The 22650-nt window shown below is 73.1% G+C and carries 11 protein-coding genes; 7 read left to right on the forward strand and 4 right to left on the reverse strand.

Annotated elements, in window-relative coordinates:
• Genes ACIHAR_RS09180 through ACIHAR_RS09195 form a run of 4 tightly spaced genes read left to right on the forward strand, consistent with a single transcriptional unit; the run spans position 1 to position 6950 of the window.
• Complete coding sequence (locus tag ACIHAR_RS09180; protein WP_400018153.1) at positions 1-1422, forward strand: hypothetical protein; 1422 nt, start codon at positions 1-3, stop codon at positions 1420-1422.
• On the forward strand, positions 1419-2984 hold the full coding sequence (locus ACIHAR_RS09185; protein ID WP_400018244.1) for a VWA domain-containing protein: 1566 nt from the start codon (positions 1419-1421) through the stop codon (positions 2982-2984). Before ACIHAR_RS09180 ends, ACIHAR_RS09185 begins: the two co-directional genes overlap by 4 nt.
• 55 nt (positions 2985-3039) lie before the next feature.
• Positions 3040-4152 carry an AAA family ATPase gene (locus ACIHAR_RS09190; RefSeq protein WP_400018155.1) on the forward strand — a complete coding sequence of 371 codons (1113 nt, stop codon included), beginning with the start codon at positions 3040-3042 and terminating at the stop codon, positions 4150-4152.
• Positions 4149-6950: a hypothetical protein gene (locus ACIHAR_RS09195; protein ID WP_400018157.1), complete on the forward strand. Its 2802-nt coding sequence runs from the start codon at positions 4149-4151 to the stop codon at positions 6948-6950. The genes ACIHAR_RS09190 and ACIHAR_RS09195 overlap by 4 nt, the downstream gene beginning before the upstream one ends.
• A gap of 67 nt (positions 6951-7017) precedes the next feature.
• Here the strand turns inward: ACIHAR_RS09195 and ACIHAR_RS09200 are convergent, their stop codons facing one another.
• On the reverse strand, positions 7018-12207 hold the full coding sequence (locus ACIHAR_RS09200) for a family 43 glycosylhydrolase (RefSeq protein WP_400018160.1): 5190 nt from the start codon (positions 12205-12207) through the stop codon (positions 7018-7020).
• A gap of 329 nt (positions 12208-12536) precedes the next feature.
• Here ACIHAR_RS09200 and ACIHAR_RS09205 point away from each other — a divergent pair, with 329 nt between their 5' ends.
• Together ACIHAR_RS09205 and ACIHAR_RS09210 are read left to right on the forward strand one after the other, a co-directional pair.
• Positions 12537-13190: a beta-glucanase gene (locus ACIHAR_RS09205; protein WP_365457665.1), complete on the forward strand. Its 654-nt coding sequence runs from the start codon at positions 12537-12539 to the stop codon at positions 13188-13190.
• A gap of 156 nt (positions 13191-13346) precedes the next feature.
• Positions 13347-13541: a hypothetical protein gene (locus tag ACIHAR_RS09210; RefSeq protein ID WP_365457668.1), complete on the forward strand. Its 195-nt coding sequence runs from the start codon at positions 13347-13349 to the stop codon at positions 13539-13541.
• A 152-nt stretch (positions 13542-13693) separates the two neighbouring features.
• Here the strand turns inward: ACIHAR_RS09210 and ACIHAR_RS09215 are convergent, their stop codons facing one another.
• Complete coding sequence (locus tag ACIHAR_RS09215) at positions 13694-15550, reverse strand: serine/threonine-protein kinase (protein WP_400018162.1); 1857 nt, start codon at positions 15548-15550, stop codon at positions 13694-13696.
• A 215-nt stretch (positions 15551-15765) separates the two neighbouring features.
• Between ACIHAR_RS09215 and ACIHAR_RS09220 the strand changes: the two genes are divergently transcribed.
• On the forward strand, positions 15766-19140 hold the full coding sequence (locus ACIHAR_RS09220) for a pyruvate carboxylase (RefSeq protein ID WP_400018165.1): 3375 nt from the start codon (positions 15766-15768) through the stop codon (positions 19138-19140).
• A gap of 232 nt (positions 19141-19372) precedes the next feature.
• Here ACIHAR_RS09220 and ACIHAR_RS09225 read toward each other — a convergent pair whose 3' ends face one another.
• Together ACIHAR_RS09225 and ACIHAR_RS09230 are read right to left on the reverse strand one after the other, a co-directional pair.
• The gene (locus ACIHAR_RS09225; protein WP_400018167.1) at positions 19373-20029 is read right to left on the reverse strand and encodes a response regulator; all 657 of its coding nucleotides are present in this window, start codon (positions 20027-20029) and stop codon (positions 19373-19375) included.
• Positions 20029-22383, reverse strand: a complete 2355-nt coding sequence (locus ACIHAR_RS09230) for a histidine kinase (RefSeq protein ID WP_400018169.1) — start codon at positions 22381-22383, stop codon at positions 20029-20031. The genes ACIHAR_RS09225 and ACIHAR_RS09230 overlap by 1 nt, the downstream gene beginning before the upstream one ends.
• Positions 22384-22650: the final 267 nt, after the last annotated feature.

The following is a 22650-nucleotide window of genomic DNA, read 5'->3' on the forward strand; positions in this document are numbered from 1 at the left end:
GTGCCCCCTCCCGCGCTCGCTCCGGCCGCGGGGGAACCCACCGGTCCGCTCACCGCTCCCCTCGACGGGCTCGACGACGCCCTGGCGGCGGTCGACGCCTTCGACCGGGCCCTCGTCGCGGGCCTGCTGCGACCCCAGCCCGCCCGCGTCGCCGACCTCACCGCACTCGCGCACGCCGTCGCCGGATCACCACTGGCCGCCCGGGTCGCCGAAGCGGCCGAGAAGGCGGCGGCCGGAGCCGCGAGCGAGGACCACTTCACCGCCCTCGCCGCCGCCCGCACCGCCCTCCTCGGCGCCGCCCACGACGCGCTGCTCGCCCGCGCCGACGAGACGGCCGGCCGCGCCCGCGACGAGAAGGCACCGACGGCCCCCGCCGAACGACCGGCGGTCAACCTGCTCCTGGCCGCCCGCACCTGGCTCGCCGACCTCGCGCGCGCCGGCTGGCAGGGCATCGACCACGAACTCGTCGGCGCGGCCGCGCCCATCGTCTCCGCGATGCTCCCCGACCCCGCGCTGCGCCGCCTGGCCACCCTGCTCGACGGCTTCGCCGCCGAACTCGCCGCCTCCTGCCCCGGTTCCGCCCTGGAGCGGTTCCCGGCACGCCGCTGGGGCGACCTGTGGGCGCGCGCCCTGCTCCTGACCCGCCCCGGCGCCCTCGGGCCGGCGGCGACCGGGACCGCCACCGGCCGTCTGCTGCCCCTCGGCATCGACCTCCACGAACACGCCACCGCGGCACAGGCGCAGGTCCACGCGGTGTTCGAACCCGCCGACGGCGGTGCGTCCCGTCTGGTGCGGGCGAGCGTCTCCGTGCCCAAGCCGGACACCGTCGTCGCGGCCGGCGTCTGGCAACTCCTGCGGCCCCACCTGTCACTGCTGGCCGCGCTCGGCGAAGGCCGCGCCGTCCACCTCACCGGCATGCCCCTCTCCGAGGAGGGCGACCTGATCTGGGACGACGAGCGGGCCCGCCCGGGCGACCCCGCCGACGCCTTCGCCACCGCCCGCGTCGCCCTGCCGACCGCCACCGCCGCGCTCACGGCGCCCCTGGACCGGCACCCCGCACGCCTCGCCGAACCGGTGTTCCTGGAGGGCTACGACACCCGGCGGGACGGCGACGCCCTCACCTTCGGGCTCCCGGGGTACTCCCTCGCCGTCGACACCGACCGGGTCCCCGCCGCGGGACCGCTCACACCCGACGCCGTCGCGTCCTCCAGTGCCTGTATCGGCCTGCTCCGCTGGGACGACGGGGACTTCCGCGTGCAGCCGCTCGCCGTAGAGACGACCGTGCGCAAGAAGACCGTCGCCCTCCAGGCGGGCGCCTGGGCCGGCGGCACCACCGACAAGGCGGGCGTCAAGGCGGAGAAGGCGGCCACGGACGCCGTGACCGTGCTGCGGGAGCGGGCAGGAAGGCTGCTGCGCACATGAGCGAGCACACCACTGGACAGGCCGCCGTGCCGGCCCGCGACGACAACCGCCGCCAGGTCCTCTACTGGCGACTGCTCGCGCGGCTGTTCGACCCGGAGGAGCAGGCCGCGCTGGAGTCCGCGAGCCTGGCCGTCGTGGAGGACATCGGTCTGCCGCCCGCGCTGCTGGACCCGCAGACCTCCGTCGACTCGATCGTGCAGCGCCACCCCGAACTGGCCGCCGAGTTCGACGGCCTGATGGCCCACGAGACCGACGGGGACGACCCGGACACCGGGACGACCGCCGGCGGGACCGCCGAACCGAACGCCTACGGGAACGGCGAGAGCGCCGACGGCACGGGCGACGGGAGCCCTGACTGCAGCGGCGACGGGAGCCCCGACGGCACCAGTGACGAGAGCGCCGACGGCAGCGGCGACGGGAGTCCTGACGACACCGGTGACGGCAGCCCTGACGGCGACACCCCCGACGTACGCGACCGTGCCGCCGAGGTGCGGCGTGCGGCGCTGGTCTCCAAGGTCTTGCTGAACGTCTTCGCCACCGGCAGCGGACCCGTCAGCGCCGGTCAGCTCGCGCGCTGGCAGTCCGACGCCGGCTGGCTGGAGCGCGCCCTCGGCTGCTCGCCCGGTGACCTCCGGGGCGGACGGGGTGCGACGCCCGGTCACGCGGTGCCCGCGATCGGCCCGGAGCTCGGCGCTCTCGAGGCCGACCTCGTCCGGCGGATGCGCCTGCGCGAGGTGCTGGCCGACCCCAAGCTCGCCGCGCGGCTCACCCCGAGCATGTCGCTGATCGAGCAGTTGCTGCGCGACAAGAGCAACCTGTCGGGCGTCGCGCTGGCCAACGCCAAGGCGCTGATCCGCCGCTTCGTCGACGAGGTCGCCGAGGTGCTGCGCACCCAGGTCGAGAAGGCCACGGTCGGCGCGCCGGACCGCTCGATCCCGCCCAAGCGGGTCTTCCGCAACCTCGACCTCGACCGCACCATCTGGAAGAACCTCACCAACTACAGCCCCGAAGAGGAACGGCTCTACGTCGACCGCCTGTACTACCGGCACACCGCCCGCAGGACGACACCGCAGAAGCTCATCGTCGTCGTCGACCAGTCGGGCTCGATGGTCGACTCCATGGTCAACTGCACCATCCTCGCGTCGATCTTCGCCGGCCTGCCGAAGGTGGACGTCCACCTGATCGCGTACGACACCCGCGCCATCGACCTCACCCCATGGGTGAACGACCCGTTCGAGGTGCTGCTGCGCACCAACCTCGGCGGCGGCAACGACGGCCCGGTCGCGATGGCCATGGCACGCCCGAAGATCACCGAGCCGCGCAACACCGTGATGGTGTGGATCTCCGACTTCTACGAGTTCGACCGCTCGCAGCCGCTGTTCGAGGGCATCGAGGCGGTTCACCGCTCGGGCGTGAAGTTCATCCCCGTCGGCTCGGTGACCAGCTCGGGACGCCAGGAGGTCAACCCCTGGTTCCGGGAACGCTTCAAGGCCCTCGGCACGCCGGTGGTCTCGGGCCACATCCGCAAGCTCGTCCACGAGCTCAAGACGTCACTCGCGTAGGCGACCGCCTCCCTCACCGGGCCATCGCCCCCCTCATTCTTCGAAAGGCCCTGATATGACCGACCTGTTGCGCGCCCCCGCCGAGATCAAGTACGCCGAGGAGCTCGACTGGCTGGAGTCCCTCGACGACGACCCCAAGCCGTTCTCCTGGCGACTGTCGCCCAAGATGGTCCGCCTGTTCATCCTCGGTTCCGAGCGCGCCGACGGCCTGGACCGGGAGATCCCGCAGAAGTGGTTCGGCGACCGCAGCTTCGTCGAACGCTCCATCGTCACCCTGGCCTCCGACCGCGGGCTGCTGCTCATCGGCGACCCCGGCACCGGCAAGAGCTGGCTGGCCGAGCTGCTGTCCGCGGCGATCTGCCGCAACTCCACCCAGGTGGTCCAGGGCACCGCAGGCACCACCGAGGACCACATAAAGTACTCCTGGAACGTCTCCATGGTGATCGCCAAGGGACAGTCGAGGGAGTCGATGATCCCCTCACCGATCATGACCGCGATGGAGTCCGGCTCGATCGGCCGCTTCGAGGAGCTCACCCGCTCCACCAGCGACGTCCAGGACGCGCTGATCTCCATCCTGTCGGAGAAGTACATCTCCGTGCCCGAACTCGACAGCGACAACATCGTCTTCGCCAAGCCGGGCTTCTCCGTCATCGCCACCGCCAACAGCCGCGACCGGGGCGTCAACGACCTCTCCTCCGCGCTCAAGCGCCGGTTCAACTTCGTCCGCATCCCGGTGGTCACCAACAAGAAGAGCGAGGCGGAGATCGTCCGCTTCCGCACCGAGGAACTGCTGCGCCGCCACCAGATCGACCTGGACGTGCCGCCGACCCTGCTGGACGTGCTGCTGCAGAGCTTCGCCGACCTGCGGGCCTCCGCCGCCGCGGCCGCCGGCGACGACGAGAAGCTGGAGTCCGCCCTGTCCACCGCCGAGCAGATCGGCGTCCTGGAGGACGCGATCCTGCACAGCAACTTCTTCGGCGAACGCGCCCTCACCGCGCACACCCTCGCCTCCTCCCTCGTCGGCTCCCTGGCCCGGCGCGAGCCCGAGGACCTCGCCATCCTCAACAAGTACCTGCACGGCGTCGTCGAGCCGCGCAGCAAGGAAGAGGGCGGCTCCTGGCCGGAGTTCCTCCAGGGCGGCCGCGACGCGATCGCGACCCTGTCGTGAGCGCCCCGCCCGAGGGCACGTTCACCGCCCTGCGCACCCAGCTCCAGGACGCCGCCACCGCGTTCGCCGACGGGCCCGGAGCGCTGGAGGGCATCCTGCGCGGCATCGTCGACGACGTCGAACGCGCGGTGCGCGAGCCGCTGGAGATCTTCCCGGTCTGCCACCACTCACCGGCCTCGGCCCTCGCCATGGCCCGCCGGCTGCGCGAGAAGCAGCCCAAGGTGATCTATCTCGAGCTGTGCGAGGACATGGCGCCCCTCCTCACCGAACTGCGCAACTGCCGACTTCCGGTTGCCGTCCAGGCGTTCGCGACCGAGGTCGACGGCTTCCCCGCCGACTGGTCCCCGCTCTCCGTCGTCGCACCGGTCACCGAGGCCTCGGCCGAGTACCAGGCGATCGCCTACGCCCTGGACACCCCCGGCGTCGAACTCGTCCTCGTCGACCGCTCGTCCGACCACGTCTTCCAGTGGCAGACACCGCCCACGGAGGAGACCGACGCCGACGCGCCGGCCGCCGACGAGGAGGCCGCCCTGCACGGCGACGCCGTCGGCGTCGAGATCGGCGACCTGCGGCCCCGCTTCGCCGAACTGGAGGAGCATCTGCTGCGCCACGGCCGCGTGCGGCACTGGTCGGAGTGGTGGCACCAGTACGTCGAGGTGCCGCTCGGGGACAGCGACCACGACACCTACCGTCAGGTCATGCTGCTCATCGGCAGTCTCTTCCGGCGCCTCGCCCCCGGCGACCCGCACCGCGTCAGGGTCGACGAGGACCGCGAACGTCACATGTGGACGCGGATGCGCGAGCACCTCACCGCCACCGGCACCGACCCCGCCGACTGCCTGTACGTGTGCGGTGCGTTCCACGCGGCCAGCCGCGTCGAGGAGTTCGGCGTCCACGGAAGCGACACCTTCACCATCACGCCGCGCACCGCGACCAAGTGGCGGCACGGCCTGATCCCGTCCAGCCACACGGCCATCGAGGCACAGTTCGGCCTCGCCGCCGGCTCGGTGTCCATCGCCGCCACGGAATGGGCGAAGAACCTCCGGCGCACCGGCGTCCGGCCGTTCCGCCTGGCGGGCCAGGCGGGCACGAAGAGCACCAAGCCGAGGAAGGCGCTGCCCGCGCCGGCGACCGGGTCCGCGCCCGAGGGCCCGGCCGCGGACCGGCTCACCGGGTTCCTCCAGCGCCCGCCCGTCCTCGACCCCCTCGACGAGGCCGAACTGCTCGGCTGGTCGGTGGACATCGTGCGGGCCGCCCGGCGCAACGGCTACCTCGCCTCCACCGCCGACGCCATCGCGGTGTTCGAGACGTCGATCCTGCTGGCCGGGATGCGTGACCGCGTCAAGCCGACGCCGTACGACTTCCAGGACGCGGCGGTCACCTGCATCGAGAAGGACGCGGTACCGGGGCGGCGGGACGTGCGCCGGCTCGTCGAGATCATGATGGGCGGCGACCGCGTCGGCCAGGTCGGCTACGACGCGCTGCCACCGCTGGCCCGGGACGTGCACGACCGCCTCGCCCCGCTGAACCTGCGGCTCCAGCAGCGCGGGGTGCAGCGGGCCCTGCTGGACATCGCCTCCCGTCCCGAGCTGGAGCGCTGCTCCGACGTGCTGTGGATGCTGCGCCGACTGCTGCCGCAGGGCGCCGCACGGCCGATCATGGGCGACCGGGGCCTCGGTGAGCGTCCCATCCAGGAGTCCTGGGACCTCGCCCTGGGCACCCACCAGCGCGCCCTCATCGAGCTCGGCTACGAGGGCGTCAGCATCGAGCAGGTCCTGGAGCAGCGGCTGCGTCGCGCCGCGTACGCCCCGCAGGCCACGGCCGCCCAGGTCCTGGAGGCCGTCGAGGACGCCATCCGCTATCTGCGCAGCCGCCGCCTCGCCGACGAGCTGGGCACCCGCGCGCTGGAGGTCCTGGCGGGCGAACGCACCGTCGACGGCGCACCGGAGGTCCTGCGCCGGATCCGCCGCCTGCTGGCCTACTACCGCACCGCCGAACCGGTGCTGCCGGCCTGGATCGAGTCGTTCGTCAGGACCGGATACGCGCACTACTGCACCCTGCTGCCGACGGCGTTCACCGACGAGGACGCCACGGTCCGCCAGGTCGCGGCCATGCTGGGTTTCCTCTTCGGGATGGAGAGCCTGGCGCTCTCCCTGGGCTGCGACCGGACCCAGCTCGAACTGGCCGTCGCCCAGTGCCGTCCCGGCGAGCCCTCGCGGACGGCCCTGCTGTGGGCGGCGCAGACCCACCTGGGCACGCTCTCCCGTGCCGCCCTTCGGACACGCTGCGACGACCTGCTCGCCAACCCCTTGGTGGTGCCCGCCTACCCGCGCTACCTCAGCGGCTTCGTGCACGCCCTGGAACCGGTGCCGCATCTCGCCGACTTCGTCGTCGAGGCGGTGTCGAACGCCTTCGCCCGCCTCCCGGACCCGGTCCTGCTCCCCTGGCTGCCGACCCTGATCACCACCCTGCGCTCGGGCGGCGCCGAACTGGCCCCGCTGCTCATCCGGGAGGCCGGCCGCGTCTTCCCGGCCCGCCTCCCGGACCTGGACGCCTGGACACCGCCCTGGCACCCGGCCCGGGAGCCGGCGGCCCCGCACCCCGAGGGAACCCCCGCACCGGCCCACGGGGTCGCGCTCCTCGCCGCCCACCCGGCGACGTGCGACGCCCTCGCGGACCTGCTGGGCTGCGACGGCGCCTGGGCGGGTCCGGAGCCCGCCATCCCGAGGGGCTCCGCCCTCCTCACCCGCCACCCCGACACCGCGACGGCCCTGGAGGCGCTGCTGGCGGCGAACTGAGACGGACGGGCCGCGCCACCGTCGTGCGGTGGCGCGGCCCCGGTGGGACACGGTCCGGTCCTGCGGTCTACCCGCGACGGGCGCCCACGGTGACCACCCCGACGACCATGGTCCCGGTGCCGTTGTCGTACACGACGTCCCCCGTGGACTTCTTCCGGACGGTGATCCGGAAGGTGTCCGGGGTGTCCGTGGCGGTCACGCGGAAGGCGTAGCCGCTGACGCCGTCGACCGTGCCGGAGCCCTGGAGGACGGCCCGTGAGCCCGTGACGACCAGCCAGTCGAGAGCGGTCGAGCGGAACTTCAGGCGGGCCGGGCCGAAGGCGAAGCTGACCCGGCCGGTCGGGGCGGTGGCCCCCGCCCGGTACTGGGCGGAGACCGAGAAGACGGCCTTGCCCGTGACGGCCGGCTCGGCCGGGTAGGCGCCGGCGGGGGAGCCGAGCAGGCCCGCCCCGGCGACCGGGCCCGCGGCGCGGTCGTACACGACCAGCTCGGGGAGCGTCGTGCTGTCCGAGGCGCCGTCGTCGTCCGTGACGGTCACCACCGGGCGGTGGAGGCCGGCCTTGGTGTAGGTGTGCTCGGCCCGGCATCCGGAGGCGGTGACGGTGCCGGACACCGGCTCGGTGCCGTCCCTCCAGTCGACCGCGCAGGTGTGCGTGTCGGTGGCGCCCGGGTCACCGAACGCGGCGGTCACGACCGTCCGCTGGCGGACGCTCGCCGGGGACTTCGGGCCGGCGGCGGAGGTGATCGCCGGGGCAGCGTTGGAGACCGTCACGGTGGCGGTGTCACTGCTGCGGCCACCGGTCAGGGTGACGGCGTAGCTGCCGTCGTCCGTGCAGGTGAGCGTGGTCCGGGCGGCACCGGCGTCGGCGAAGGCGCAGGGCGCGCCCTCCTCGACCGTCCACTTCGGGCCGCCGGCGCCCGAGACCGTGCCGGTCAGCGGGATGGCGTCGCCCTCCTTCCCGGTCGCGTCCGGACCGGCGTGGGCGATGGCGACCGGGTCGACGCTCGTGAGGGTGGGGACCACCTTCTCGATCAGGCCGTCGCCGCCGAACTCCAGCTTGTCCACGGTGGTCTCGCGGTGGGTGCCGTCACCGCCCGGTATCGCGAAGCGGTGGTAGGCGATGTACCAGTCGTCGCTGCCCGGGACCCGCACGACCGAGTGGTGGCCGGTGCCCTTGATGCCCAGGGAGAGGTCCTTCTCCAGGATCACGCCCCGCTTCGTCCACGGGCCGGTGGGGGAGGGCCCGGTCGCGTAGGCGACGCGGTAGTTCTCGTCGCGGGTGTCGTTCTCCGACCACATGAAGTAGTAGGTGCCCTCGTGCTTGATGACGAAGGAGCCCTCGTTGTAGCCGCCGGGGGTGATGTCCTTGATCTTCGCGGGGTCGAAGGAGGTCATGTCCGCGTTGAGGGGGACGACGTACCCGCGGCCGTTGCCGAAGTACAGGTACGACTGGCCGTCGTCGTCGGTGAAGACCGCCGGGTCGATCATCTGCCCGGTCAGCTGGCCCGCCTTCAGCAGCGGCCGGCCGAGCGCGTCCTCGAAGGGACCGGTGGGCGAGTCGGAGACGGCGACGCCGATGTTGGCGTCGGCGGAGAAGTAGAAGTAGTACTTCCCGTCCTTCTCCGCGATCGTCGGCGCCCACGCCCTGCTGTCGGCCCAGGACACGTCCGGACCCAGGTCGAGGATGACGCCGTGGTCCTTCCAGTGGACCAGGTCGGTGGAGGAGTACGCCTTGAACTGCGTGCCGCTCCAGCCCTCGAAGCCGTCGGTGGTCGGGTACAGGTAGAAGGTGTCGCCGAAGCGCGCGATGTTCGGGTCGGCGGTCAGTCCCGGCAGCACCGGGCTCCTCATGACCAGCGCCGACACGGTCCAGGTGCGCTTCCTGCCGTCGGAGCCGGTCACCTCGTACGTCACCGGCCGGCTGAAGTCCTGGACACTGCCGGACGCGGGGCTGATCGCCGCACCGTGGGCGAGGGTGAACTCCGGTGCCAACGCGGTGAGGTCGGTGCCCTCGGTGACCGGGAGGGTGATCCGGCCGTGCGCGTCGTCGACGAGCGCGTCGACCTTGAGCGCGGGGTGGGCGGCCCGGGCGATGCCCGTGGTGTTGCCGCTCAGCTCCAGGACCTCGGCGGCCGACAGCGCCCGGTCGTAGACGCGGAAGTCGTCGACCTCACCGCCGAAGTACGGGTCGGCCGCGTACAGGGACCTGCCGATGTAGCCGCTGTAGTCCTTGTCGGCGTCGTACAGCTCGGACGGCTTGATGGTGGTCGTCGTGCGGGCTGCCTCGATGCCGTCGACGTACAGGAGCATCGTGCCGGTCGTGCCGTCGAGGGTGACCGTCACGTGCCGCCACTCGCCGGGGGTGAGCTGGGAGCCTGCCGTCAGCTTGGACTCCGCCGACCAACTGGCCTTGGTGATCGCGGAGTAGAGCTTGGAGGAGCCGTTGGAGGGGCTGGCGAAGAGGTACTTGTTGCTGTCGGGGCCGAGCCCGAACAGCCACTGGAAGCTGGTGCCGCCCTTCCACTTGGCGTACGTCGAGACGGTCGCGCTGCCGGCGCCCTTCAGCACGCCGTTCGGGATCTTCACGTACGGGGAGGTGGCGGAGTCGCCCGACATGCTGAACGAGCCGCCGTGCACGCCGGTGCCGAAGCCGGGCGTGCGGACGTACGTGCCGTGGTGGCCGTGGCCGCTGGAGTCACGGGCGATGCTGTCGCCGGACTCGTCGAAGGCGTAGTGCAGGAGCAGGTCGGCGGGCACGTCCGGGCCCTCCGCCGAGACGGTGACCTCGGCACGGACCTCGGTGGCCGAGCCGTCCGGCAGGACACCCCGCACCGTGAAGGTGCCGGCCTGCGCGTAGGCCGACGCCGGGACGGCGTCCCACGTGACGGCGACCGGGCGCCGTACCCCGTCGGCGTACTCGGCGATCACGGTCGCGGGCAGGACCGGAGCCTCGCCGATACGCGTCTTCACCGTCACGTCCTCGACGCCGCGCACGATCTGGTCGGGCTGGTAGGTGCGCAGCAGCCGGTCGTACTCGGCCTGGGTGACCGGCAGCACGGTGCCGTGACGCGGCCGGGACGGGAGGTCGTAGCCGGTGGACGGGGTCCAGACGCCGGAGTCGAGATCCGTCGTTTCGAACGGGATGTAGCCGCGGCCGCCGAACTCGTCGAGGAACGCGTACCACTTCTCCTCGGTGTTCGACTTGAACACCAGCGGCCCCTCGGCCGCGTTCATCGCACCCTTTCCGATGCCCTCGGCGACCGCCGTCCAGGAGGTGTCCAGGAGGGAGTCGCTCTTCTCCTCGAAGATGAACTTGCTGTTGGGCGTGGAGGAGGTGTTGTTGCGCTCGTCCTTGGAGAGGCGGTAGTAGGTGCCGTCGTGCTGGATCACCGTGGAGTCGATGACCGAGTAGCCGCGGTCGATCCAGACCTTGGGCTCGCTGAAGGTGTGGAAGTCGCGGGTCGTCGCGTACATCATCCGGTTGTACGTGTCGCCGGTGTGCCCGGCGTTGTCGTACAGCTTGGACGCCCAGAAGACGACGTACTCGCCGCGCCGTGCGTCGTAGAAGGCCTCGGGAGCCCAGGTGTTGCCGGCGCTGTCGGGGGAGACCTTCACCAGGCGCTGGTCCGTCCAGTGGACCAGGTCGGTGGACTCCCACACCATGATGGACTTGCTGCCGGTGCGCTGGGCGGCGTCCCAGTCGCCGTTGCCGTAGATCCTGAGGTCGGTGGCTATCTGGTAGAACTTGTCGCCCTCGGGGGAGCGGATGATGAACGGGTCGCGCAGGCCCTGCTCCCCGAGGGAAGAGGTCAGGACGGGCTTGCCGTCGTTCAGCTCACGCCACTTCAGCGGGTCGTCGCCCTTGCTGAGCGCGAAGTGGAGCTGCTCGCCGTCCGCGGTGCCCTCACCGGTGAAGTAGCTGAACAGGTAGCCCTTCAGCGCGGCGGGCGCGGGGAGTTCGGGAACCTTCGCGGTGAACACACGGGTCGCCTTCGCCTCGCCCTTGGTGACGGTCGCGGTCAGCTCGACCGTGGTCGTGCCGCTGCCGTGCGCGGGCCGGTGGACGACGCCGTCGGCGGCCACCACGTCCGGCCGTGCGGAGGACCAGGCCACGTCGGTGCCGTAGGCGCCGGTCAGCGGGAGGGTGAGGTTGCCGCGCACGTCGTCCAGGTTGTGCACGGTCAGTGCCTCGGCCGCCTGCCGGGCGGAGGTCGTGTCGTCGAACGCGGCGAGGACCGTGACGTCGAAGGTCTTCGTGGCGGTGACCGTGCCCTTCTTCAGGGTCGCCGTCAGCGTGGCGTGCCCGTCGGGCTCACCGGCGGCCGGGCGGGTCACCTTGCCGGTGTCCGACACCACGGACGGGCTGTCGCTGGCCCAGGTGATCGCGGAGCCGCCCGCCGTGCCGGTCCTCGGCAGGTCCAGGTCGGCGGTCACGGCACTGGTGTCGCCCAGGCCGAGCGCGGCCTCGTCGTCGGCGACGCCCTGCGTGGCGACGGGGAGCGCGAGCTGCTCCACCTCGGAGGCGGCCAGGGCCCGGTCGTAGACGCGGAAGTCGCGCATCCGGCCCTTGAACAGCCTGTCGCCGGAGTAGACGGACTTGCCGATGTGGTTGGCGGTGGTGGTGCCGGAGCCGATGGCGCCGGGGGTGACGGTGACCGAGGTGTTGCGGGCGACCTCCACGCCGTCCTCGTACAGCACACCGGTGGTGCCGGTCTGCGTGTAGGCGATGTGCTTCCACACCGACCGGGTCAGGTTGTGCGAATCGGCCGGCTTGGTGGTCTGCTCCGTCGACCAGTTGCCGGTGGCTATGGAGGTGCGGAAGGAGTTGCCGGTGGTGAACAGGTAGCCGTTGCCGTTGCCGCCGCTGGAGTTGCCGAAGCCGTAGAGGAAGTACGGCGTGCTCTGCGTGGCGTCGATCAGCACGTCCGTGGAGACGGTGATCGAGGCCATGCCCTTCATGACGTCGTTCGGCACCTTGACGTAGGTGTCGGTGCCGTTGAAGGCGAGGCCCTGGCCCGACCAGTCGGCGGTGCCCTGGACGGTGCCGTCGCGGCCCCGGCCGGAGGCGTCGGTGAGCCCGGAGGGGCCGTCGAGCTTGTACCAGAGGGCCAGACCGTCCGTGATGTCGTCAGTTCCGGCGGCCTGTACGGGTGTCGCGGTGCCGAGGAGACCCAGGAACAGTGACGCGGCCGTCACCCCTGCCAGTCGGCCCGCCCAGCGTCTCGCGCGGCTGCGAAGTCGGGGGATGTACGTCATGTCGGCCCGCCGTTTCAGCTGTGTGACGTGGTGTTGCGAGAGTGTCAGACGGTGCGCGGTGCGGCGTCAAGAGATATCGAACAATGTCCGACTGGTCGAACGTGCGGGGGTGGTCCTCGACCGCTCCGTTCGCCGCCCCCGCAACCGCTCCCGTACGGAGCCCTGTTGACGGCGAGGCGTGTGCGGATGCAACGGCGACGTACAAGCGTGCGCCCCCGTCCCCCGGTGAGGTGGTCCTTGCCGCGTGTCCTTTCCGTCGTCGCATCGACGGGGGTGGGGACGGGGATGCCTCGCACGACGCACCGCGTGCGCGGACGAGGAGGACGTCAGTGACCGACCTCTGCTTCACAGCCGACTTCGCTTCGCCCCGGCAGTGGGTCGCCGGCCGTTCGTGGGCCTATCCCGACGGCGGGCCGGTGAATCCCGGCGACAACAAACTGGACCATCTGGTGCCCGATCCCGCGTACTCCCGCGACGGCACCTTCCGGGCCACGCGCCGAGCCGACGGCCTGTGGGACACCGGGCTGCTGACCACCGAGGGCAGTGAGGAGGGCTTCATGGTCCGGGCGGGCGACCGTCTCGACGCCCGGGTCCGGCTGCCCGTCGAGACGGGGGCCTGGCCGGCCATCTGGACCTGGCGCGACGGCGACCAGGAGATCGACGTGTTCGAGTACCACCCCGACAACCCCGACCTGCTGGAACTCTCCAACCATGTACGGCGGGCCCACCGGTACCACCGCGACGAGGCCGTCCGCCCCGGCGGCTGGATCGACCTGAGCGTGCGGTTCGGCGCCGGCAACGTCGTGTGGTCCCTGAACGGCGGTCCCGTCTTCGCCGATCGCCGGGGCGTGGGGCGGGACTGGCACGCCTACCTCATCGTCAACCTGTCCGTGTGCGCCGGCCGCTACCACCCGGCGCCCGATCCCGACGTGACGGAGATGTCCTTCGAGGTGTCCGCGCTCAGCGTGTACCGGGAGACGTAGGACGGCCGGCGGGCGGGCGACCCTGCCACGACCCGCGCGTCCCGGCCACCCGGGCTGCGCCGTTGGGGAACCGAATCCTCCGAACGGCCCAGCCCGACGGGACGCCGGGCGGCGTACGCGGTCTGCTGGAGGCATGCCCGGCAGAAGGGAAGAGCCGTGTACGAGATGAAGGTGGGAAAGGCGTCGGGCGGCGGTGAGCTGGTGTGGCACGTGGTGTCACGGCACCACCACGGCAGCGGCCTGTGCGGATCCGCTCTCCTGACCGCGGGATCGGCCGCGCACGACACCGACCGCCATTGCGCCCCATGCATGGTCCGGCTCCAGGAACTGATGGACGCCGCCCAGGACTGACGACGGACGTCCCGGACAAGCCGTCGACGGTGCGGAGACCGCCCGTCGACGGTGGCTGCCCCCAGGGCCTGTCGTTCGGATCAGGTCGAGGCGAAGCGACGGTGCTGCCAGCGCCGGGCCCCGCGTCTGCGGCGTGATCCGAACGGCAGGCCCTATCCGTCGGCCGGCATCACCCGGGTCACCCGGCCCTTGGTGTCGGCCTCCACATAGCCGGACTGGTTGTACTCGTCGCTGAGGTAGACGGCCATCCCCGCAGGGGTGTCGAACGTCGTGCTCGGCTGCCGCACCAGCAGGTAGCGGCTGTCCGGGTCGTCCACGTTCAGCTTCCGGTCCGCCTCGGCGAGCAGCGCGGGGACCCGGTCCCAGACGAAGCCGTCCAGCGTCACCGGCTGCCAGGCGCTCGGCAGCGAGCCCTTGATGATGCCCTTCTTCACGCCCTCGCCGGGGCGGTAGGTGTACGAGTCGTACGCGGTGTCGCTGCCCTTGACCATGATGTAGGCGGACACGAACTCGGGATAGACCGTGAAGGAGCCGTAGCGGTCCCTGCCGGTCTCCTTCTCGAACGCCTTGATCGCGGTGCGGATGCCGTCCGGGGTCAGCAGGTCGGTCGTGCCCGTCCCGGTCGGGGAGCCGGTGGCCGGATCCGCGGCCGCCGTCGCCCCCGTGGTCGCCGGGGCCGAGGTCGCCGTCCGGTCGCTGTCGGAGCCGGAGGACGAGGAGTCGGCCTCCAGCCCCAGTCCCGGCAGCAGCGTCCACACGAGGACACCGGCGAGCACCGCCCCCGCCGCCGGCAGGACCACCGTCACCCACCGCGGGCGCCGGCCCGGCCGCCGTACGGGGAGCCCCACGGGCGGGGTGGGGCCGGTCCAGGGGGCCGGGGGACCAGGCGGGGTGGGACCGTTCCACGGCGTGGCGGCGGCCGCGGGCCCGAACGCGCCGGGCGTGGCCGCCGCTGTGCCGGGCGTGGCCGCCGCTGTGCCGGGCGTGGCCGCCCTGGTGCCGGGCGCCCCCACCGGCGCGCCCGGAGCCACCGTGGTACCGGCCAGCGGTGTACCGGGAGCCACCGGAGTGTCGGAAGCGGTCACCGGCTCAGGACGCGGCGCCGCCCGCGGAGGCGCCAGATGGTAGGAGGTGCCGGCCGGCTGTGCCGGTGCCGGCCCCTGTGCGTGCCCCCGCACCACGTCCGTCAGCATCCGTTCCAGCGCCGGCGCGTCCGGCCGTGCCGCCGGATCCCGAACGAGGACACGCATCAGCACGTCCCCCAGGGCGCCCGCCCGGGTCGGCGGCGGCACCTCCTCGCTGAGGACGGCCGCCAGCGTGGCCAGCGTCGTGGCCCGGCGCAGGGGATGGTGTCCCTCGACGGCCGCGTACAGCATCATCGCCAGCGACCACAGGTCCGAGGAGGGGCCGCCGTCCTGGCCCGACACGCGCTCCGGCGCCATGTAGTCCGGGGTGCCGATGACCGACCCGGTCGCGGTCAGGGCGGTCGACTCGCGGATCGCCGCGATGCCGAAGTCGGTGAGGACGGGACGGCCGTCGGGACGCAGCAGCACGTTGGCGGGTTTGACGTCCCGGTGCTGGATGCCGGCGTCGTGCGCGGCGCGCAGCGCGGCCAGGACCTCGAGGCCGAGACGCGCCGCCTCGACCGGCTCCATCGGCCCGCGGGCGAGACGGTCGGCCAGCGATCCACCGGCGACGAGCTCCATGACGATCCACGGATAGCTTCCCTCGCCGCCGTCGACCACGTGATGGATCGTCACGACGTTGGGATGGTCGATCCTGGCGAGCGCCCGCGCCTCGCGCAGCACCCGCTCCCGCAGCATCCGTGCCGCCTCGGGGTCGTACTCGGCCAGTCCCGGGTCGGGCGGACGTACCTCCTTGACGGCCACGCTCCGGTGCAGCACCAGGTCCGTGGCGCGCCAGACCATACCCATGCCACCGCCGCCGAGCCGCGCCCGCAGCTCGAAACGCCCGTCGACGACCCGTCTGTCGCTGTCCGCCTCACTCATGCGCCGGAGCTTAGTTGCTCCCGCCGACACGCAGTCACCGACGGTGGCGGCGGCCGTCCGCCCCGGGATCCAGCGCGTTTCCCGGATCTCCCCCCGACGCCGTGCGAGGCTCCTTCCGGGCGGAGAACGGCCGACGAGTGGCCCGACTCACATGGCACTCCGTGCCCGGCGCGGACACGATGGTCCCGTCACCGGGCAGGCTGAAGGGATCCAGGATGTTCCGCAAGGTGCTGGTCGCCAACCGTGGTGAGATCGCGATCCGGGCTTTCCGCGCCGGCTACGAGCTGGGCGCGCGCACGGTCGCCGTCTTCCCCTACGAGGACCGCAACTCGCTGCACCGGCTGAAGGCCGACGAAGCCTACGAGATCGGCGAACAGGGCCATCCGGTGCGCGCCTACCTCTCCGTCGAGGAGATCGTGGGGGCGGCACGCCGGGCGGGCGCGGACGCGGTCTACCCGGGGTACGGATTCCTCTCCGAGAACCCCGAACTCGCCCGCGCCTGCGAGGAGGCCGGCATCACCTTCGTCGGGCCGGACGCCCGCACCCTGGAGCTGACCGGCAACAAGGCCAGCGCGGTCGCCGCGGCCCGCGCCGCCGGCGTACCGGTGCTGGGCTCCTCGGCGCCCTCCACCGACGTCGACGAGCTGGTGCGCGCCGCCGACGAGATCGGCTTCCCGGTGTTCGTGAAGGCGGTCGCGGGCGGCGGCGGACGCGGCATGCGGCGCGTGGAGAACCCCGCGCAGTTGCGGGAGGCCATCGAGGCGGCGTCCCGGGAGGCCGCCTCCGCGTTCGGCGACCCCACCGTCTTCCTCGAGAAGGCCGTCGTCGACCCCCGCCACATCGAGGTGCAGATCCTCGCCGACGGCCTGGGCAACGTCATCCACCTGTTCGAACGCGACTGCTCGCTCCAGCGCCGCCACCAGAAGGTCATCGAGCTGGCGCCCGCCCCCAACCTGGACCCGGAGCTGCGCGACCGCATCTGCGCCGACGCCGTCCGCTTCGCCCGCCAGATCGGCTACCGCAACGCCGGCACCGTCGAGTTCCTCCTCGACCGCGACGGCAACCACGTCTTCATCGAGATGAACCCGCGCATCCAGGTCGAGCACACGGTCACCGAGGAGGTCACCGACGTCGACCTGGTCCAGGCCCAGATGCGCATCGCCTCCGGCGAGACCCTCGCCGACCTCGGTCTCTCGCAGGACACGGTCACCCTGCGCGGGGCGGCCCTCCAGTGCCGCATCACCACCGAGGACCCCGCCAACGGCTTCCGCCCCGACACCGGCCGCATCAGCGCCTACCGCTCGCCGGGCGGCTCCGGCATCCGCCTGGACGGCGGCACCACCCACGCGGGTACGGAGATCAGCGCCCACTTCGACTCGATGCTGGTCAAACTCACCTGCCGGGGCCGGGACTTCCAGGCCGCGATCGGCCGGGCCCGGCGGGCCGTGGCCGAGTTCCGCATCCGCGGCGTGGCCACGAACATCCCCTTCCTCCAGGCCGTGCTCGACGACCCCGACTTCCAGGCCGGGCGCGTCACGACCTCGTTCATCGAGCAGCGGCCGCACCTGCTGACCGCCCGCCACTCCGCCGACCGCGGCACGAAACTGCTGACCTACCTCGCCGACGTCACCGTGAACAAGCCGCACGGCGAGCGGCCCGAGCTGATCGACCCCACCACCAAGCTGCCGCCCCTGCCCGAGGGCGAGCCGCCCGCCGGCTCCCGGCAGCGCCTGGTCGCGCAGGGCCCCGAGGGATTCGCCCGCTGGCTGCGCGAGTCCCCGACCATCGGCGTCACCGACACCACCTTCCGCGACGCCCACCAGTCACTGCTCGCCACCCGCGTCCGCACCAAGGACCTGCTCGCCACCGCCCCGGTCGTCGCCCGCACCCTGCCCGGGCTGCTCTCCCTGGAGTGCTGGGGCGGCGCCACCTACGACGTCGCCCTGCGCTTCCTCGCCGAGGACCCCTGGGAGCGCCTGGCCGCCCTGCGCGAGGCCGTCCCCAACATCTGCCTGCAGATGCTGCTGCGCGGCCGCAACACCGTCGGCTACACCCCGTATCCGACGGAGGTGACCGACGCCTTCGTTCAGGAGGCCGCCGCCACCGGCATCGACATCTTCCGCATCTTCGACGCGCTCAACGACGTCGGCCAGATGCGCCCCGCCATCGACGCCGTACGCCAGACGGGCACGGCGGTCGCCGAGGTCGCCCTCTGCTACACCTCGGACCTGTCCGACCCGAACGAGCGCCTCTACACCCTCGACTACTATCTGCGCCTGGCCGAGCAGATCGTCGAGGCCGGGGCCCACGTCCTGGCCGTCAAGGACATGGCCGGACTGCTGCGTGCCCCCGCCGCCGCCAAGCTCGTCTCCGCGCTGCGCCGCGAGTTCGACCTGCCGGTGCACCTGCACACCCACGACACGGCGGGCGGTCAGCTCGCCACCTACCTCGCCGCCATCCAGGCCGGCGCGGACGCCGTGGACGGGGCCGTGGCCTCCATGGCCGGGACGACCTCGCAGCCCTCGCTGTCCGCGCTCGTCGCCGCCACCGACCACTCCGAGCGCCCCACCGGCCTCGACCTGCAGGCGGTCGGCGACCTCGAGCCGTACTGGGAGGGCGTCCGCAGGATCTACGCCCCGTTCGAGGCGGGTCTCGCCTCACCCACCGGCCGCGTCTACCACCACGAGATCCCCGGCGGCCAGCTCTCCAACCTCCGCACGCAGGCCGTCGCGCTGGGCCTCGGCGACCGCTTCGAGGACATCGAGGCGATGTACGCCGCCGCCGACCGCATCCTCGGCCGCCTGGTCAAGGTCACCCCGTCCTCCAAGGTGGTCGGCGACCTCGCCCTGCACCTGGTCGGCGCCGGGGTGAGCCCCGAGGACTTCGAGTCGGCACCGGACAGGTACGACATCCCCGACTCCGTCATCGGCTTCCTGCGCGGCGAACTCGGCACCCCGCCCGGCGGCTGGCCCGAACCCTTCCGCACCAAGGCCCTCCAGGGCCGCGCCGAACCCAAGCCCGTGACCGAGCTGACCGCCGAGGACCGCGAAGGCCTGGAGAAGACCCGCCGCGCCACCCTGAACCGGCTGCTCTTCCCCGGCCCGACCCGTGACTTCGACACCCACCGCCAGGCCTTCGGCGACACCAGCGTGCTCGACAGCAAGGACTTCTTCTACGGCCTGCGCCCGGGCAAGGAGTACGCCGTCGACCTCGAGCCCGGCGTGCGGCTCCTGATCGAGCTCCAGGCGATCGGCGAGGCAGACGAACGCGGTATGCGCACCGTGATGGCCACCCTCAACGGCCAACTGCGGCCCATCCAGGTCCGCGACAAGGCGGCCGCCTCCGACATCCCGGTCACCGAGAAAGCCGACCGGTCCAACCCCGGCCACGTCGCCGCACCCTTCGCGGGCGTGGTGACGCTGGCGGTCACCGAGGGCGACGAGGTGGCGGCCGGCGCCACCGTGGCCACCATCGAGGCGATGAAGATGGAGGCCACCATCACCGCCCCGCGGGCCGGCCGGGTCAGCAGGCTCGCCATCACCCGCATCCAGCAGGTGGAGGGCGGCGACCTGCTGGTGGAGGTCCGCTAGCCGGCCCGGTCCCGCCGACGGCCACGAACCGTCCCCACTGCCGTCCGGTTGCCGTCCGTCGAGGTGGCCCGCACGCCGAAGCGCTCCGGCGCCTCGCGCGCGGGTTACCCTCGGCACCGACACGGAGCGACGGCAGCCGGCGGCCGTGCAGGAGGGGCGTGAGGCCGGCGACGACGGCGTGGCCGCGGTCCTGCACGCCGGGCCACCGGTGCCGGCCGACCCGCCGTCGGCGCTACACGCCGGCCGCGCCGCGCGGCCTGACCAACCCGCTCTCGTACGCCAGGATCGTGGCCTGGACCCGGTCCCGCAGGCCCAGCTTGGACAGCAGCGCGTTCACATGGGTCTTCACGGTGCCCGTGGTCACCCCGAGCGCCGCTCCGATCTCGGCGTTCGTCAGGCCCGACGCGATGTGCAGCAGCACCTCCCTCTCGCGTGGCGTGAGGGAGGACAGGGCGCCCGTCACGGACGGCGGCTGCGGGGCGCCCCCGGCGAACGTGTCGATGAGGCGGCGGGTCACGGTCGGGGCGAGGATGCCCTCCCCGGCGGCGACGACCCGGATCGCGGTCAGGAGGTCCTCCGGCCGGGCGTCCTTGAGCAGGAACCCGGACGCGCCGGCCCGCAACGCCTCGTACACGTACGTGTCGAGGTCGAAGGTGGTCAGGACGAGCACCCGTGGCCGGCTCTCGAGCGCGGTGACCAGGCGCGTCGCGGTGAGGCCGTCCATGCCGGGCATACGGATGTCCATCAGCACGAGGTCGGGCGCCTCGTCGGCGGCGAGCGACACCGCCGACGCCCCGTCACCGGCCTCGCCGACGACGGTCAGGTCGGGTTCGGCGTCCACGATGGCGGCGAATCCGGCGCGGACCACCGCCTGGTCGTCGACGACCATCACGCGTACGGCGACGGGGACACCTCCTGGACGGGCGCCGGACTCGGCCCGGCGGGCAGCGACACCCGTACGATACCGGCCTGTTCGAACGCGATACGGCCGGCACCCGAGCCGGCCTGCACCCGCAGCCGTTCGGCGACCGGACCCGTCACGGCCGGCCGCACGCCCGTCACCGTGACCCGCAGGGTGTCCCGGCGCCGTCTCAGCGTGACCCGGGCGGGCCCGTGACCGCCCGCGCCCAGGGCCGCCTCGACGATCCGGTACGCCGACAGGGCCACCGAGGCCGGCAGGTCCCGCCCGGCCTCCGGCAGGCCCCGCAGCGTCACGTCCCGGCCGGCCGCGCGCAGGTCCCGGCAGAGCGCCTCCAGGTCCGCGACCGTGGGCGCCGGCGTGAGCCGCTGCCCCGGATCCTCCGACTCGCCCAGGCCGTGCAGGAGTTCACGCATCGCGGCCAGGGCCGACCGGGCCTCCACGGCCACTTCCTCCAGCCTCCCCCGGCGGGCCTGCTCGACCAGGGCGGCCGTGCGCTCCAGCACGGCGTCGCGCAACCTCGCCGCCAGACGGAGCCGTTCGGCGTCCGCGGCCCGTTCCGCGTGCCACAGCGAACTCGCGAGCGCGAAGTCCTCCTGGCCCAGCACCCGCAGCCGTCGCCGCCTCACCGCGAGCCCGGTACCCCACACGGCGGCGACCACGGCGGCCCACAGCACGCACAGCAGCACGACCATCACCGCCGCGGTGATCCACACGGCGATGTCGCCCGTCACCTCCTCGTCCGCGGCCGCCGTCGCCGGCAACACGGCGGAGACCGACAGCGCCGCCGCACCCACCGCGGGCCACGTACGGGCCGCGCCACGGCCGTAGACCGCCAGCGCGTACACCGACAGCAACTCCGCGAGCACCCCGGCGGCGAAGAACTGGGACACCCGCGACGGCAGGGACGCCCCGGCGACGGCCACGGGCCACAGCCACGCCGTGCCGAGGACGCCGAGGAACGCCGCCCACGGGGCACGCCGACGCCACAGCAGCGGCAGCGCGTGGACGGACAGCAGCACGGTCAGGACGAGCAGTCCCGGCACCGCCCCGCGCAGACTCGCGCCCGTCCACTCCTCCGCGACGGCCAGGGCCGCCGCCAGGGGCAGGACCGCCGCGGCGAAGGCCAGAGCGGGATCGGCGAGCCGCTGCTCCAGCAGGACGTCACGCCGTTCCGCGCCCTCGGCCGGCTGCCAGGGCCCCGTGCCGTCCGGCAGCGTCGCCCGCACCCGCCAGCCACCGCCGGGCCCGGGACCGGCCGACAGCTCGCCGCCGACCGCGGCCGCCCGTTCCCTCATCCCCGCGACGCCGCGTCCCGACCCCAGGCCGCCCACGGCGTGCGGCACCGGGCCGCGTGGGGCAGCGTTGTCCACGGTCAGCTCCAGGACGCCGTCTCCACGCCGGACGCTCACACGGGCCGCGGATCCCGGCGCGTGCCGCAAGGCGTTGGTGAGGGCCTCACGGACGATCCCGTGGACCGCCTCGGCCGCCGGCCCGGCCAGGTCGTCGGGGAGCTCGGCGGCGATCGGGCGCCCCAATCGGCCGAACCCCGCGATCAGTTCCTCGATCCGCGCGGTCATCGGACGCGGGTCCGGACGGTCGGCGTCCCGCATGACACCGACGAGCCGCCGCAGCGACGTCAGGGTCTCGGCGCCGGTGCGCTCCGCGAACGCCAGCGCCTCGGCGGTCATCTCGGGCCTGCCGTCCCCCAGCCGGCGCGCGGCGTCGGCCGTGATGACGACGGACGTCAGATGGTGGGCGCTCACGTCGTGCAACTCGCGGGCCAGTCGTCGCCGTTCGGTGTCACCGGCACGCCGCCGGGTCTCCTCCGCCCCGGCCAGCCGGCGCGCCGCCCGCGACCGTCCGCGCAGCCACTGGCGCCGGCCCTCGCCGAGCCCCGCGCAGACGACGTACACCAGCGCGCCCAGCGCCCACTCCGCGGCGAGCGCGGGCCGCCACCCCACGTGGGCGAGGGACAGGAGCCACTCGACCCCCACGACCGCGGCGAGGGCCCGCAGCGTCACCGGCACGGGGCGGCGGACCGCCACGGAGTACAGCGCGACCAGTGCGCCCAGCCCGAAAGAGCCGTCCCGCCAGACCACCTGGGCCACGACGAGCGTGGCCAGCGTCCACGCCAGCGCCCGTACCGGCTCCTGTCGCCGCCGGCCCAGCGCGGCCGTCTCGACGGCCAGCGCGCACACCACGACGACCGTGCCCGCCGCCCCGGGTGTCCCCTCGCCGGCCAGCGCCGCCCCGGGCCACAGCCAGGCGGTCTGTCCGGCCGCCAGCAGGGCCGGGAGCAGCCAGTTCCTTATCGTCTCCATGTCGCCACGAGCGTAGGGCGGGGCGCGGGGGCACGGCACCCGCCCCCGGGACGAGCCCGGTCTCTACCCTCCGATGGAGACACCGTTCGTGCCGGGGGCCGATGCCCGGGCCCGGGCCGTCGGGGAGGCTGGCTGCCATGACGCATCCGCTGCCGGCCACGCCGCACCCACCCGCTGTCACGGGAACCCCGGGAGCTCCGGGGAGCCCGGGAGGGCAAGGACGTCCAGGGAGCACGGGAGGGGGAAGACATCCGGGAAGCCCGGCGA

Source organism: Streptomyces sp. NPDC052016, from assembly GCF_044548445.1.
Taxonomy (GTDB): Bacteria; Actinomycetota; Actinomycetes; order Streptomycetales; family Streptomycetaceae; genus Streptomyces.

Coding starts and splice junctions, on each gene's coding strand:
- ACIHAR_RS09185 (WP_400018244.1), top strand. CDS start 1,419: ATGAGCGAGCACACCACTGGACAGGCCGCCGTGCCGGCCCGCGACGAC.
- ACIHAR_RS09190 (WP_400018155.1), top strand. CDS start 3,040: ATGACCGACCTGTTGCGCGCCCCCGCCGAGATCAAGTACGCCGAGGAG.
- ACIHAR_RS09200 (WP_400018160.1), bottom strand. CDS start 12,207: ATGACGTACATCCCCCGACTTCGCAGCCGCGCGAGACGCTGGGCGGGC.
- ACIHAR_RS09215 (WP_400018162.1), bottom strand. CDS start 15,550: ATGAGTGAGGCGGACAGCGACAGACGGGTCGTCGACGGGCGTTTCGAG.
- ACIHAR_RS09220 (WP_400018165.1), top strand. CDS start 15,766: ATGTTCCGCAAGGTGCTGGTCGCCAACCGTGGTGAGATCGCGATCCGG.
- ACIHAR_RS09225 (WP_400018167.1), bottom strand. CDS start 20,029: ATGGTCGTCGACGACCAGGCGGTGGTCCGCGCCGGATTCGCCGCCATC.
- ACIHAR_RS09230 (WP_400018169.1), bottom strand. CDS start 22,383: ATGGAGACGATAAGGAACTGGCTGCTCCCGGCCCTGCTGGCGGCCGGA.